14 protein-coding genes and 1 pseudogene are annotated in these 15,333 nt (G+C 40.3%); 13 read left to right on the forward strand and 2 right to left on the reverse strand.

Annotation, left to right across the window (positions count from 1 at the left end; translation table 11 throughout):
* Window positions 1-728: pseudogene (locus BFM98_RS04705) on the forward strand (IS1182-like element ISBsp5 family transposase); the annotation flags it as partial.
* 143 nt (window positions 729-871) lie between these two features.
* On the opposite strand, the gene BFM98_RS04710 reads toward BFM98_RS04705, so the two are convergent.
* Window positions 872-1,183 (reverse strand): hypothetical protein, encoded by a 312-nt coding sequence (locus BFM98_RS04710; protein ID WP_066036665.1) that lies wholly within the window; start codon window positions 1,181-1,183, stop codon window positions 872-874.
* Between the two features lie 284 nt (window positions 1,184-1,467).
* On the opposite strand from BFM98_RS04710, the gene BFM98_RS04715 reads away from it, so the two are divergent.
* Window positions 1,468-2,448: a diaminopimelate dehydrogenase gene (locus BFM98_RS04715; RefSeq protein WP_016993646.1), complete on the forward strand. Its 981-nt coding sequence runs from the start codon at window positions 1,468-1,470 to the stop codon at window positions 2,446-2,448.
* A 55-nt stretch (window positions 2,449-2,503) separates the two neighbouring features.
* Here the strand turns inward: BFM98_RS04715 and BFM98_RS24395 are convergent, their stop codons facing one another.
* Complete coding sequence (locus BFM98_RS24395) at window positions 2,504-2,632, reverse strand: hypothetical protein (RefSeq protein WP_256389906.1); 129 nt, start codon at window positions 2,630-2,632, stop codon at window positions 2,504-2,506.
* A 287-nt stretch (window positions 2,633-2,919) separates the two neighbouring features.
* Here BFM98_RS24395 and BFM98_RS04720 point away from each other — a divergent pair, with 287 nt between their 5' ends.
* From BFM98_RS04720 to fabG, 11 genes are all read left to right on the forward strand, one after another.
* The gene (locus tag BFM98_RS04720; RefSeq protein ID WP_066036666.1) at window positions 2,920-6,108 is read left to right on the forward strand and encodes a winged helix-turn-helix domain-containing protein; all 3,189 of its coding nucleotides are present in this window, start codon (window positions 2,920-2,922) and stop codon (window positions 6,106-6,108) included.
* Between the two features lie 205 nt (window positions 6,109-6,313).
* The gene (locus BFM98_RS04725) at window positions 6,314-7,132 is read left to right on the forward strand and encodes an alpha/beta fold hydrolase (protein WP_066036667.1); all 819 of its coding nucleotides are present in this window, start codon (window positions 6,314-6,316) and stop codon (window positions 7,130-7,132) included.
* Between the two features lies 1 nt (window position 7,133).
* Window positions 7,134-7,667 (forward strand): GNAT family N-acetyltransferase, encoded by a 534-nt coding sequence (locus BFM98_RS04730; RefSeq protein WP_066036668.1) that lies wholly within the window; start codon window positions 7,134-7,136, stop codon window positions 7,665-7,667.
* A gap of 354 nt (window positions 7,668-8,021) precedes the next feature.
* Entirely contained in the window at window positions 8,022-9,257 is a 1,236-nt protein-coding gene (locus BFM98_RS04735) for a substrate-binding domain-containing protein (RefSeq protein WP_066036669.1), read from the forward strand.
* A 60-nt stretch (window positions 9,258-9,317) separates the two neighbouring features.
* Window positions 9,318-10,094 carry an ABC transporter ATP-binding protein gene (locus tag BFM98_RS04740; RefSeq protein WP_066036670.1) on the forward strand — a complete coding sequence of 259 codons (777 nt, stop codon included), beginning with the start codon at window positions 9,318-9,320 and terminating at the stop codon, window positions 10,092-10,094.
* Complete coding sequence (locus tag BFM98_RS04745; protein ID WP_054550244.1) at window positions 10,069-10,776, forward strand: ABC transporter ATP-binding protein; 708 nt, start codon at window positions 10,069-10,071, stop codon at window positions 10,774-10,776. Before BFM98_RS04740 ends, BFM98_RS04745 begins: the two co-directional genes overlap by 26 nt.
* A gap of 16 nt (window positions 10,777-10,792) precedes the next feature.
* Window positions 10,793-11,665, forward strand: a complete 873-nt coding sequence (locus tag BFM98_RS04750) for a branched-chain amino acid ABC transporter permease (protein ID WP_066036671.1) — start codon at window positions 10,793-10,795, stop codon at window positions 11,663-11,665.
* On the forward strand, window positions 11,662-12,678 hold the full coding sequence (locus BFM98_RS04755; protein WP_066036672.1) for a branched-chain amino acid ABC transporter permease: 1,017 nt from the start codon (window positions 11,662-11,664) through the stop codon (window positions 12,676-12,678). Before BFM98_RS04750 ends, BFM98_RS04755 begins: the two co-directional genes overlap by 4 nt.
* On the forward strand, window positions 12,675-13,679 hold the full coding sequence (locus BFM98_RS04760) for a 3-oxoacyl-ACP synthase (protein ID WP_066036673.1): 1,005 nt from the start codon (window positions 12,675-12,677) through the stop codon (window positions 13,677-13,679). Before BFM98_RS04755 ends, BFM98_RS04760 begins: the two co-directional genes overlap by 4 nt.
* A 12-nt stretch (window positions 13,680-13,691) precedes the next feature.
* Entirely contained in the window at window positions 13,692-14,603 is a 912-nt protein-coding gene (gene phaZ / locus BFM98_RS04765) for an intracellular short-chain-length polyhydroxyalkanoate depolymerase (RefSeq protein WP_066036674.1), read from the forward strand.
* Window positions 14,587-15,318 carry a 3-oxoacyl-ACP reductase FabG gene (gene fabG, locus BFM98_RS04770; protein ID WP_048393085.1) on the forward strand — a complete coding sequence of 244 codons (732 nt, stop codon included), beginning with the start codon at window positions 14,587-14,589 and terminating at the stop codon, window positions 15,316-15,318. The genes phaZ and fabG overlap by 17 nt, the downstream gene beginning before the upstream one ends.
* Window positions 15,319-15,333 lie beyond the last annotated feature (15 nt).

The raw sequence follows: 15,333 nt of genomic DNA on the forward strand, positions 1-15,333 counted from the left end.
CGACAGATCCTGAAAGTGGGTATTACGTGAAGGATGAACGTACGAAACAGTTTGCGTATTCTTTTCATGCAGCGACAGATGAAAAGGGCTTTGTCTTAGGTGCCATTGTGACTCCGGGAAATGTGCACGATAGCCATGTATTGCAGCCACTTGTTGAAAGAGTCATTCAAAACGTTCAAAAACCAATCGCTGTTGCGGCAGATGCAGCCTATAAAACACCAGCCATTACGAACTTTTTATTAGAGAATCAAATGTTGCCTGTTCTTCCGTATACACGTCCTAAAACGAAAGATGGTTTCTTCCGAAAGCATGAGTATATATATGACGAGCACTATAATTGTTATCTTTGCCCACAAGGGCAGATATTGAAGTATGCAACAACGACGAAAGAAGGATATCGGCAATATAAATCGAATCCTTTGATTTGTGCGAAGTGTCCAAGCCTTTCCCAATGTACAGAAAGTAAGCATCATCAAAAACTCATTCAACGCCATATCTGGGAGTCGTATGTGGAGGAAGCTGAACATTTACGCCATTCCTATGACATCAAACAAATCTATGCAAAGCGCAAAGAAACGATTGAGCGTGTCTTTGCCGATGCAAAGGAAAAGCATGGTATGCGATGGACAACCTTAAGAGGTATAAAAAAATTGTCCATGCAAGCGATGCTTACTTTTGCTGCCATGAATTTAAAGAAACTGGCTACTTGGACGTGGCAAGTAGCTTAAGAGAGCAACTATGCTCGAAGAGTATGTTGGATTTGGTAATCTATCACCAAATATCAAGACGACATAGGAAGAAAAATGATAAAAGCCCTCGAGAGTGAACTTCTCGAGGGCTTTTGTCTACAGTCTGAAAGGATTTGACTTCTTTAAATGAAGTCAAATCCTTTTTTGTTGTATTCACTTTTTTTAATTAACCAGCGAGCGATATCCTTACCACTATGGTAAAAGTCCACTTCATTTACCTTGTTTTTTTGGATGGAGAGGTCAGGGGTGTTTTCTAAAACGTCAAAAGGTAAAACACCGATACATAAATGATTATTTGTTGGAAAATCTCCTTGTTGCTTACTGCCACTTTGTATCGATTCACTATGCTTGTTCATTGAGTTTTGTGTCATATGGAATGCAAGTAGTTCTCCTTGTGCCAATGCTGTCCTTGATGAGTAACCAGTACTTTTCATTCAACATGCCCCCTTTTGTCGTTACAGTTATTGTACAAGACTAAGTGGGAAAATAGCCGTTATTTACAAGGCTTTTACAATAACTTTAAGGTTCATGGAAAATTTAGTGATTTGTAACCGTATTCATACCATTATGGGATAAAAACCATAGAAAACTGATATAAATTCTTTTTAAAAAACTCATACTCAAACTATTGTGAATTTTTCTAACACGAAGTATTATTGTAATTAGATTTAACGTGAAAGTTTTCACAAAGTCGCGAAATCGTTAGGAGGAATTTTTAATGAGTGCAATTCGAGTAGGTATTGTAGGATATGGAAATTTAGGACGTGGTGTGGAGTATGCCATTTCACAAAATCCAGATATGGAATTAGTAGCAGTGTTCACACGACGTGATCCTTCAACAGTAAACGTAGCAAGCAATGCAAGCGTATATTTAGTAGATGACGCTGAAAAATTCCAAAACGACATTGATGTTATGATTTTATGTGGTGGTTCTGCAACAGATTTACCAGAGCAAGGTCCACATTTTGCACAATGGTTTAATACAATTGATAGCTTCGATACACATGCGAAAATTCCTGAATTTTTCGATGCTGTAGATGCAGCGGCACAAAAATCTGGTAAAGTATCTGTTATCTCAGTTGGTTGGGATCCAGGTCTATTCTCTTTAAATCGTCTACTTGGAGAATCGGTATTACCAGTTGGTACAACATATACATTCTGGGGCGATGGCCTAAGTCAAGGACATTCAGATGCTGTTCGTCGTATTGAAGGCGTAAAAAATGCTGTTCAATACACATTACCGATTAAAGAAGCGGTAGAACGAGTTCGTAACGGTGAAAACCCTGAACTAACAACACGTGAAAAACATGCACGTGAATGTTGGGTTGTATTAGAAGATGGTGCAGATGCAACAAAGGTTGAACAAGAAATTGTCACAATGCCTAACTATTTCGATGAATATGACACAACAGTGAACTTCATTTCTGAAGATGAATTTAAAGCAAATCATACTGGTATGCCACATGGTGGTTTTGTCATTCGCAGTGGTGACAGTGGTGCAAACGATAAACAAATTCTCGAATTCTCATTAAAACTGGACAGTAATCCAAACTTTACATCTAGCGTATTAGTGGCTTATGCACGTGCAGCACACCGCTTAAGTCAAGCGGGTGATAAAGGTGCGAAAACAGTATTTGATATCCCATTCAGCCTACTTTCGCCAAAATCAGCTGCTGAATTACGTAAAGAATTACTATAAACGTAGCTAATGATCCCGATTATCATTGAGTTGATAATCGGGAATTTTTTTAAGCCTAATTTTTTGCTAAAAATAATGCTTCCTTTATAGCAAGAATAGCCTTTCTAGTTGCCACTGTTAAATTTTCTTTCATAAATGGTACTAAGTCTTTTGGAATTGCAATAACCACATATCCATACTTCACTCAAATTCCTTCGCTCGGTAAAGCAGTTCCATTATAATCGGAACTCGTATAATCTCTATATTTAAAGGCGGTTCATTTAGCCACTTTCCTTCTAAATTTTAGTAATATAACAGGATACTAAAATTGGGAAGAAAATACCAACTGAATTCTACTTCCATCCCTCAAACAAAAAATGGGGATAAAATCTATAAAAATACATAAATAATATGGTAAACTGTCAATAATTTAATAATCTGAATTTTTGTAGAAATTTTTGTAACCTTACAAAATATGGAGGTTATGTTTATATGACAGCAGATATTATTATTCAATCAAAATGTATGGCCCCCAATCCATCGACGCATTGTATTAATAGAGCAACACTAATGCGAACGCTAAAGAAAAGTCATCATCATACTTGTACTTTCTTGCATAGTGGTGCAGGGTACGGTAAAACAACCATTCTAACTCAATTTCTTGCAACCGAATCAAGTACGTTTTCTTGGTATAGTATTTCTGATGAAGATGATAATTTATTACCCTTTTTGAGGCACCTCTTTTTTAGTATACAGCGCGTCGTACCGAATTTTGGTCATACATTTGATGGGTGGAACCAATTATCGCGCTTTCCAAAAATGGATGAGCTCAATCGATGGTATAAGCTTTTTGTCAATTGCCTCTGCGATATAGACGAGCCTCTTCTCATCGTGATTGACGATTTTCACCTAGTAGATCATGTTTTTCCTATTAATTATTTCATGGAAAAAATCATTGAATTTGCTCCACCCAGCATTCATTTTATTTTGGCTTCCAGAACACTACCCAATTGGGATATTATGAGGAAATTAAAGCTACAAAAAAGATGGCTCGTTATAAAAGAGGACGAACTGGCATTTTCAACTGAGGAGATTGCAGTGTTTTTTGAAGAATATGTAGATGTACATTTATCCGAGGCTGAAATGAAAAAAGTATTAGAGATCACTGAAGGCTGGGCCATTAGCATTTCCTTATTGGCAGAGCAATGGCATCATGCTTCGCTAGATCATTGGCTGACGATTCCCACAAATGAGCTATTCACATATTTATCAGAGGAAGTTTATAGTAGGATGACTGCTACTGAGCAGGAGACGATCTTAAAATTAGCGATTTTTCCTACCTTTTCTGCGGAGCTATTGAAAGCGTTTTATGGCGCTGAGATTGCGCAAATGCTGAATGTATTAACTCAGCGTCATTTATTTATCCAACCTGTGACAACAGATGGCTTCTATCGTTTTCATGCATTGTTTAGTCGATTTTTAGAAATGAAATGGCGACAGTATCCAACACAACATGCGGACCTTCATAAACAAGCAGCATTGTATTATGTAGAACATCAAAATATTCAAGCTGTCCTGTATCATGCCTTTAAAACGAATGATCATCATTTTTGCGGAGAGCTCCTACAGCTTCATGCAGAATCAATCGTACGGGCTGGTCAATTTGAATGGTTGCTCGAAAAAATCAATCGATTTAGTGCACGGGAAAAAGATAAATTTTATAAATTAAATTATTTTGAGGGTGAATGTCATCGCTACCGAGCTTATTATGAGAAAGCGAAACAATCCTATGAAAAATGTGCAATCCTCGCACAGCAGCAGCGGGATCACCTATTTATGACAAAGTCACAAGCTGGGATAGCCCATATTTACTTAGACACCATTCAACCTGCTTTAGCAGAGCCATATCTCGAGAAAGCATTAGAGCTAGCGAAACATACACCATTGCGCAAAGAGGAATTACTAGAACTTCAACGGCAATACGCTGAAAATTTAGTGAATCTAGGGAAGGCCAAGGGTGCACAGCTCTTTATGGAGGACGTCGCATTGCCAGAGGATGTCATACAGCGAGCAAATGTTGATGTACGTGTTTTACTACGAACAGGACAACTACGGGAGGCCAAGGAGTTATTAGCGCAGCGACTTGAATTACCGCCTCAGCTTGTTTCAACCCATCGAGAAAGTGAACTGCTAGCAGCTTTCGTTTATGCACTGTTAGGTCAAGGCAAAGAAGCCTGGTATGCTGCCCAGCATGGCATTCGAAGAGGAAAAAAAGAGAAGTCTATTTTCATAGAGGCGGTTGGCTATATCAGAAAGGCTCATGCCCTGCTGTTAATGGATTTTCCAGATCATTATGGGGCATGTCAAGCCTATGAAAAAGCGTTGACCCTCATGAATGCCATTAATATTTCTCGTGTGAAGGCGGAGCCATATATGGGGTTAGCCATTGTCAAACATTTGTTAGGAGATATGGTAGCGGCTAAAAAATACTTAGCACTGGGCTTACAGGAAACGGAGCAAGTTCAAGATGCTTGGATGACAGCGCTTATTCTTTTAGCAGAAGTAAAAATAATACTTTCTGAGCAAGAAATAGGGAGAGCGAAGCAATTATTAAAGAAGACACAGCAACTATTTCAGGAGTGCGGTGATCGCAATGGCTTGATGCATGTCTTATTTTATCAATCAATGATTGCCCTGAAAGAGTGTAATAAGAAGCCGTTTCAACAGTATTTTCAACAGTTTGCACAACTATGTGTCTCAAATGGCTATGAATACTTCTTACAAAGGCCAACGATACTTGGTCCGAGCAATCGAATGGTTTTTTACGAGCTATTGCAATTTAGTCAAAAATGCCAGATGAAGCATCCAGCTATATTAGCATTGCAAAATTATTTTCAGGTCGAGGATAGTATTAGTTATCCGCATGATGAAATACAGATAAATCTTTTCGGGAGTTTAAATTTAATTCGTTCACAACGAAAGCTAGAAGACAAAGAATGGCAACGTGATAAATCAAAGGAATTATTCGTATATCTCTATTGCCATCGCCATCGCTTTACACCAAAGGAAGAAATAGCACAGGCATTATGGCCAGATCGTAGTGTCGAGTCCTGGGATTGTGATTTTAAGGTGGTGTTAAATACGTTACTTAAAGTGTTGGAGCCGCAACGACATGCAAGACAAGAGAGCTTTTTCATTCAGCGGAAAAATAATATGTATCAGTTACAAAATATTGCTTTTCTCCAAATTGATGTTGAACGTTTTCACTATTATTACAGCTTAGGAATCGACGAATTTGATCCACAGCTGTCCAATGAGTGGCTCTTATTAGCGGAAGCGAGCTATACGGATGCGCTCTATGCGGAAAAAAAGCAAATCGACTGGCTAACGCAGGACCGTGAAAAGCTACAATTTTTATATATCGAAGTCTTGGAACGACTAGCACAAAATGCAACAAGGCAACAGCAATATAAAAAAGCCATTTTTTTCGCAGAAAAGATGCTACGTGAGGATGCACTCTGGGAAGAAGCGTATCGCCTGCTCATGTACAGCCACTACCAACTCCATAATCGTTCTCTTGCCTTAAAATGGTATGAAAAATGTGTCCAGCAATTACAACAGGAGCTAAACACAACCCCGATGGAATCCACCATGACGGTCTATGACTTGATAATGGGTTAGTCAGTGTTGTTTAGGCTAAGCGAAGTGATTCGAACTGCTCCTAAGTAATATGAAAGTGCTCCTATTGAGGGGAGGCCCGCTCCTAAGAGTAGACAAAGCGCTCTAATTAAGGGAATAGCCGCTCATAAACCATGTCAACTCGCTCCAACAGTGGCGTAGTCTAATATAAACTAGAAAAAAATGTAACCTATTTGGAGGAACAACAATGCCATTTTGTCAGACAAATAAAGCGAAAATTTACTACGAAATAATTGGAACAGGGATACCTATCATCATGCTACATGGTTTTTCTCCTGATCATCGTTTGATGAAGGGCTGTATGGAGCCTGTTTTTAAAGAACGTGAAGGGTGGAAACGTATTTATCTGGATCTTCCAGGAATGGGGAAGACAACAGACTATTCATCAATTCAAAACTCGGATGAAATGCTAGAAGCGATTATCGAATTGATACACACAATCATTCCGCAAGAATCATACCTGTTGGTTGGTGAATCTTATGGTGGCTATTTAGCGCGCGGTATTATGAGGAAATCAGTGGATCAACTTTTAGGTACTGCCTTTATTTGCCCTCTCATCATTCCTGAAAAAGAACAACGTACGGTGCCACCGCATTGTATTGTACAAACAGACACTGCTTTTTTATCAACATTAAGTCAGCAGGAGCAAGATGACTTTATGGCTAATCAAGTTGTCTTAGATGCCTATAATTGGGAGCGCTATTCAACAGAGGTGTTGGCAGGGTGTAATCTAGCAGATCAGGCATTTTTAGAAAAAATTCAACAAAGCTACGGATTTTCCTTTGCCGTTGACGAAAAGTCCTTTGATAAGCCAAGTCTCTTTTTGCTGGGTAAACAAGATTCTGTGGTTGGCTATAAGGACGCGTTATCACTTCTAGAGAAGTTTCCCAGAGCAAGCTTTGCAATCTTAGATAGTGCTGGTCACAATTTGCAGATCGAACAACCTGAATTGTTTACCGAGCTGATGAGTGAATGGTTGAATCGTGTAGAGGGAGCGATGGATTAAAGTGATACTTGCAAATGATAAATTATTTTTAAGAGAATTCAGGCAGCAAGACTGGGTTGATGTGCATAAATATGCCTCTCAGGAGGTTGTTTGTAGGTATCAAACATGGGGACCGAATTCAGAAGAGGATACAAAAGAATTCATTCAGGATGCTCTCGATGAAGCAACACAAACACCAAGGGAACGATATGTTTTTGCTATTATTCATCAAGAAACATTAATAGGTGCGGTAGAAATCATGATTAGGGATTTTGTAAATGAAGTCGGGGAAATTTGCTATATCGTGAACCCTGATTATTGGGGTAAGGGAATAGCAACGCAGAGTGCTAAATTGATGATGACTTTCGGCTTTGAAACATTAAAGCTCCATCGTATTTATGCAACATGCGACCCTCGAAATATTGGATCATCCAAAGTATTAGAGAAAATAGGAATGTCAAAGGAAGGAATATTACGTGAAAACATGTTAATGAAAGATGGCGTTTGGCGAGATTCATTATTGTATAGTATGTTGAAACAGGAATGGTTATCATGAAGCGTACGATTAAAAGTCATCTTTATTTAGGGGTATAAAGTTATGCAGAAGGAAAAGAGCAATAAGAATCCGATGTATCACTGCAATTAAATGCAGTAGTGAATGAGAAAAAAATTATAAGAAAAATAGATGTGGACTCTAAAAAGCAAGAATGTTGATTTCTAAACATTCTTGCTTTTTGTTTTAAGAAATGTTGTTTAGTTGCCATTCTGCTTCGCTCCATTTTCGGGACAGAGCTAGGTGGCTCATATTTGAGCTATCTAGCTTGTAACTAATTTGTAACTGAACTCTTATATAGTGTTGTCATAGCAAGAAAGCGCTTTCTAGGGAGCTTATTTTGAAGGGGGATATGGGATGAGGAAGCAGTGGTATTGGTTTCTTTTAGTGATGTTGGCTGTGGTGTTGGTGGCTTGTAATGGGGATACGAAAGACGGCGCAACGGAAGCGGATTCTTCTGATGGGGAGACGAAGGCGGTTACTGCGGAAGGCGGCACAATTAAGATTGGTGTGCTTGCATCGTTAACTGGGGCGCTTGAGTCATATGGGAAGCAAACGCAGCGAGGATTTGATTTAGGAATTGAGTATGCAACAGGGGGCACGATGGAGGTCAATGGTAAGAAAATAGAAATTGTATATGAGGATACCGAAACAAAGCCAGAGGTGGCTGTGCAAAAAGCGACAAAGCTTTTAGAAGATGATCAGGTTGATTTTTTAGTGGGCTCTTCAAGCTCGGGTGATACGCTCGCTGTTCTACCGCTTGCCGAGGAGTATGAAAAAATTATGGTGGTAGAGCCTGCAGTGGCTGACAGTATTACAGGTTCAGAGTTCAATGAGTATATTTTCCGAACAGGTCGTAATTCATCACAGGATGCCTATGCGGCAGCAGCGGCTATTGCAGGCAAAGGTGTGAAGATTGCTACATTTGCGCCAGATTATTCGTTTGGCTGGGATGGTGTGAATGCCTTTAAAACGGCAGCGGAGAAATTAGGGACTGAAATTGTACTAGAGGAGTATGCAGATCCTGCTGCAACAGATTTTACTTCAAATTTGCAAAAAGTGATTGATGCGAAGCCAGACTATTTGTTTGTGGTTTGGGCAGGAGCAAATTCACCATGGAATCAAATTGCAGATCTTAAAATTCAAGAAAAGGGCATTAAAATTTCGACGGGTGCACCGGATATTATTGCGCTTCAATTTATGAATCCATTGGTTGGGATGGAAGGCTTCTCGGTGTATTATCATACACTTCCTCAAAATGATGTCAATCAATGGTTAGTAGATGAACATCAAAAACGTTTCAATGAAGTGCCCGACTTATTTACGCCTGGCGGCATGTCTGCGGCGATTGCTATTGTGGAGGCATTGAAACAATCGGATGGGGATGCAGACGCCAACAAGTTAATCGACGTTATGGAAGGTATGTCCTTTGAAACACCAAAAGGGACAATGACATTCCGTGAAGAGGATCACCAGGCTCTACAATCTATGTATTCGATTCGCTTAGAGCAACAAGATGGTGTGGATTATCCAGTACCAGTACTTATTCGGGAGCTTAGTCCTGAAGAGACAGCACCTCCCGTTATGAATTAAAGAATTGAGAGGCAGCATAGCTGTCTCTCTACATAAATGTGAGAAGGAAGGGAGTAGAGAATGGAGCCTATATTATATACAGATAATTTAACAATTCGTTTTGGGGGACATACGGCTGTAGATGGCGTTAATTTTCAAATGCCTGAGAAGCATTTAAAGTCCATTATTGGGCCGAATGGTGCTGGGAAAACAACCTTCTTTAATTTGATTAGTGGTGAGCTAAAGCCAACTACGGGTGATGTTTATTTTAAAGGGCAATCACTTGCACAAAAGTCGGCCATTGAAAGAACTCGAATGGGATTGGGACGATCTTTTCAGATTACCAATGTTTTTCCAAACTTAACGGTTCTCGAAAATGTTCGTTTAGCCGTCCAATCCAAGGAGAGAATTCGTTATCAGCTATTCCGCCATTACAAAAGCTATCAGGCGATTACGGACAAAGCGGAGGAGTTATTGGCACTTGTGTTACTCGACAATAAACGAGATGCCCTGACAACAATGCTATCCCATGGAGAGAAAAGAAAGCTTGAGATTGCCATGCTACTCGCGTTAGATACAGAAATTCTACTGCTCGATGAACCCACTGCAGGGATGTCATTAGAGGAAGTACCTACGATTTTAGAAATTATTCGAAGCATAAAACAGCAGGGGGATAAAACCATTTTGCTCATTGAACACAAAATGGATATGATTTTGGATTTATCGGATTCTATTATGGTGTTGTTCAATGGTCAGCTACTAGCAGATGGCTCACCAGAAGAAATTATGAATAATGATACTGTGCAACATGCATATTTAGGAGGGCTGTACGATGACCACCTTACTGACATTGAATGAGGTTCACACGCATATTGGTCAATATCATATTTTGCAGGGCGTTAATTTTGAAGCGAAGGAGGGGCAGGTTACGGTACTGCTCGGACGCAATGGCGCAGGGAAAACGACCACCCTGAAAACAATAATGGGTTTAACGCCTGCAACAAAGGGTGACATTGCCTTTCGCTCCCAATCGATTAAAAAAAGTCCTACCTATAAGGTGGCGAAATTAGGAATCGGCTATGTACCTGAAAATCAAGGGATTTTTGCAGATTTAACGGTAGAGGAAAACATGAAGGTAGCGATGCGCAAGGAGGATACAGCCACATTAGAGCGACAGCAATATGTGCTAGAGCTGTTTCCTGACTTAAAGAAGTTTTGGAAAAAGGCTGGTGGGCATTTATCGGGTGGTCAAAAGCAAATGCTGTCCATGGCAAGAGCCTTTATCAATGATAGCCAATTAATATTGATAGATGAGCCTTCCAAGGGACTTGCTCCGATAGTTGTGGAAAAAGTGATGGAAGCCATTGTGGAAATGAAAAAGAAAACGTCCATTGTTCTAGTGGAGCAAAACTTTATAATGGCTAGTCGAATTGGTGATACCTATACATTAATCGATGATGGTAGAACAGTAAATTCGGGCAATATGCAGGATTTGATTGATGATGAAGAGCTAAAACGCAAGTATCTTGGCATTGGATAGAGGGGGGTGACTATCATTGGAGCTATTGGTCAATTTAATTATTAATGGCTTGGCCACTGGGATGTTAATTTTTCTGCTAGCAGCTGGTTTGACATTAATTTTCGGTTTAATGGATGTATTGAATTTTGCGCATGGTGGGCTATTTGTTTGGGGGGCCTATGCAGGCATCTTTACCTATATGTTGACAGAAAGTTTTATCGTTGGGATTATAGGCTCGATTGTGACCGGAGCGTTGCTTGGACTGCTGACAGAGAAATTCATTATTACGCCTGTTTACGGCAATCATATTCAGCAAATTTTAATTACCTTAGGGCTGATGCTCGTTTTGCAGGAGCTTATTAAGGTGGTCTTTGGACCAAATGGGGTGGCAGTAAAAACACCAAGTTATTTAGCAGGAAGCTGGGAAATTGGTGATGTGATCATCATTAAATATCGTTTATTTATTATTGTCATAGGGTTTGTGATTTTTGGTATTTTCCAATACATGCTGAAGCGTACGAAGATTGGCTTGATCGTTCGGGCTGGGGTGCAGGATAAGGAAATGGCGCAGGCTCTCGGTATTCATATTAAGCGTGTATTTTTATACGTCTTTATGGTGGGCGCTGCTCTGGCGGCACTTAGTGGGATGTTGATGGCTCCCTATTCAGGTGTGATTTATGCGGAAATGGGCATGGAGTATGCCATTTTAGGCTTTATTGTTGTGGTAATTGGCGGTATGGGTAGTTTTTCCGGCTCCTTGCTTGCAGCGATTTTAGTAGGGCTAGCAGGTAGCTTTATGGCTTATTATGTCCCTGTGCTGTCACTGGCGGTCAATATGATTTTAATGGCCATCGTTTTAATTTTCCGTCCTCAGGGGCTGTTTGCGATGCGAAAGGAGCGGACATCATGAACAACAAAATATCTTTACGCGCTTTCGCTTTTTTCCTGTTACTTGTCATTTTTATTATCCTTCCTTTTGTCAATGATTCAAGGACACTACTTATTTTACTCACACAAATCTTTATTTTTGGGATATTGGCAATGAGCTATGATATTTTACTAGGCTATACAGGCATCGTCTCCTTTGGGCACGCCATGTTCTTCGGCATTGGTGCCTACACAACAGCAGTCATGCTTAAGCAGATGGATCACACACTCTTGATCTTTGTACTGTCCATCGTGATTGGTATGCTACTAGCAGGCTTCATTAGCTTTTTAGTAGGTTTATTAACCTTACGCTTAAAAAGTCATTTTTTCGCGATGCTGACGCTAGCCTTTTCGGGGTTATTTTTAGTCTTAGCTGAAAAGTGGCGCTCTGTTACGTATGGCAATGATGGCTTTACATTCAGAGCACCTGATCTATTTAGAGATCGAATGACCTTCTATTTCTTTGTGCTAGCAAGCTTGGTTGTCATCTTTTTGGCGCTCTACCGCTTTGTTAATTCACCAACAGGCCGTATTTTAATTGCCGTTCGTGAAAATGAACAGCGGACCAAATCATTAGGTTTTAATACGTTGCATTATAAAGTCATTGCCTCAGTTGTGGCAGGCATTGTAGCAAGTTTTGCTGGCTCCTTATATGCAGTGTCATTGCGCTTCGTTAACACGAGTGTGATGGCCATGGATATTACGCTGGATGCATTGTTAATGACGATTATCGGTGGGGTTGGTACTTTAGTGGGGCCGTTATTAGGCTCGGCGGTCATTGAATATGCGCAGCATGCACTGTCAGGGCTTGCACGAGATTATCCTATTTTTGAACGTTGGATTATCTTCTTCGGGATTCTCTATATTTTAGCCGTTATCTTCTTCCCAAAAGGTATTATTGGCTCATTAAGATTGCTCTTTTGGAAGTGGCGAGGAAGGCTAAAGCAACGAAAAACGACAGATCCCTTGCCTCAGGAAAAGGAGCGATTTGAATGACAGTTGGTATTGTTAGTACAGGTATTTATCTACCTCAACAGAAGATGACATCGCAGGAAATTGCGGCTCTTTCCAATATTCCTGAGGCCATTATCCGTCAAAAAATGGGCATTCATGAAAAGCCAATTCCTGATAAGTCTGATCATACCGTGCAAATGGGTATATGGGCAGCACAGGAGGCGATTCAAAAAGCAAATATAGACCCTAAGGATATTGATGTTGTCATCTATATGGGGGAGGAACATAAGGAATATCCACTCTGGACAGCCTCCATTAAAATGCAAGAGGAGCTTGGTGCTGTGAATGCATGGGCATTTGATGTGCAATTACGCTGCGGCACTACAATCATGGCGTTGAAAGTGGCGAAAAGCCTAATGGCCTCAGATGACACGATACGAACCATTCTGTTAGCAGGTGGTTATCGCAATGTTGATTTTATCGATTACAGCAATCCACGAACGCGCTTTATGTACAATTTAGCGGCTGGTGGAGGGGCCATGTTATTACAAAAAAACTATGAAAAAAATTTGCTACTAGAGGCTGATATTATAACGGATGGTTCTTTCTCAGAGGATGTAGTCGTGCCAGTCGGGGGAACGAAAAATCCATTAACCCCAACCCATTTAACCGAAAATTTATATAAGCTTGACGTTTTGGACCCCATTGGGATGAAGGAGCGGCTAGAACAAAAATCTTTAAGCAATTTTTTGAAGGTCATTCGCAGTTCTTTAGCGAAAAGTGGATACAGTGACGATCAGCTAGATTATTTAGCGATGTTGCATATGAAAAGATCTGCACATGATTATATTTTAACGGAGCTTGGCTTACAGCAGGAGCAGTCTATTTATTTGCAAGACTATGGACATATTGGTCAGATCGATCAAATATTGTCCCTACAGCTAGCACAGGAGCAAAACCAAATTCAAGCAGGCGATATTGTGACGCTTGTTAGTGCTGGCATTGGCTATGTATGGGGAGCTATCACAATACGTTGGGGATAAGGGGGAAATGGCATGGTAAAAACGATTCAACTAGCAAATGGAGAAACAATGGCCTATCGCAAGCGATCAGGTGGAGGTCATCCTTTAGTGTTGGTACATGGCAATATGACATCTTCTAAGCATTGGGATATTCTGATGGATGCTTTAGACGAGAAATACACCATTTACGCGATAGATTTACGTGGTTTTGGTGAATCATCCTATCTTAAGCCAATCACTGCTATTAAAGATTTTAGTGATGATGTCAAACTATTTGTGGATGCACTGCAACTGCAAAGCTTTGATATGATTGGCTGGTCAACAGGTGGAGCTGTCTGTATGCAGTTTGTAGCAAATTATCCAGGACACTGTCAACGACTAATTTTACTTGCGTCTGCTTCTACACGTGGTTATCCATTTTACACGGATTTAGGAACAGGCAATCCAGCCTCCTTTAAGCGAGCCTATCATTATGAGGAGGTATTGGTGGATACATCCAAAACAAAGCTTATTCAAGGCTTCTACGATGAAAAAAATGCGGAAGGCTTACAGTCTATATGGAATGCATTAATTTATACGCATCATCGACCAAACGAGGGAAAATATCAAGAATATGTAGAGGATATGCTTACACAGCGCAATTTAGCAGAAGTATATCATGCACTCAATACATTTAATATAAGCGCTGTTGACAATGAGGTGGCAAAAGGCTCTCGGGAGGCCATGTTGCTTCATATCCCAATTTTAGTGCTCCGAGGGGATCGTGATTTGGTGATTACAGAGGAAATGAATGCAGAGATATTACATGATTTAGGCAAAACAGCACAGTTTGTAAGCCTAAAAAATTGTGGGCATTCGCCTTTGGTCGATGATTTAGCACAATTGACAGCTGAAATTGAAGCCTTTTTAGAAATTGGAGGAAGACAGTATGCGTTTGAACAATAAAGTGGCTATCATTACAGGCGCTGCAAATGGTATTGGCTATGCGGCGGCTGAGCGTTTTATCGAGGAGGGGGCATGGGTATTTATCGCCGATTATGACGATAAAGCAGGCATTCTAGCAGCACAACAACTAGGCGAAAATGCTGTATTTATACAAGTAGATGTTGCAAGCAGAGAGAGCGTTAATCAGCTGGTGACGGCAGTGATCGAACAGGCAGGACGGATTGATATTTTAGTGAATAATGCGGGGATTACAAGAGACGCGATGCTGACAAAAATGACGGAGGATCAATTTCAGCAGGTACTAGATGTCAATTTGACAGGTGTCTTCCATTGTACACAGGAGGTCATTCCCTATATGGTGGCAGCAGGTGGAGGCAAAATTATAAATACATCCTCAGTTAGTGGAGTATATGGCAATGTTGGTCAAACCAATTATGCAGCGACAAAAGCAGCGATTGTAGGTATGACAAAAACATGGGCGAAGGAATTAGGGCGTAAGGGGATTAATGTTAATGCAGTGGCACCTGGCTTTACAGAAACAGATATGGTCAAAAAAATGCCTGAAAATATTTTGGCTCAAATGCGATCAATCGTCCCCCTACAACGCCTAGGGACACCACGTGATATTGCCAATGCCTATTTATTTTTAGCATCTGATGAGGCCTCCTATGTTCATGGGCATACTCTGCATGTGGATGGCGCAATTATGATGTGATAGGGGGTAGTCAAG

The sequence above is a fragment of the Lysinibacillus sp. AR18-8 genome (assembly GCF_001705465.1).
Lineage (GTDB): Bacteria > Bacillota > Bacilli > Bacillales_A > Planococcaceae > Lysinibacillus > Lysinibacillus capsici.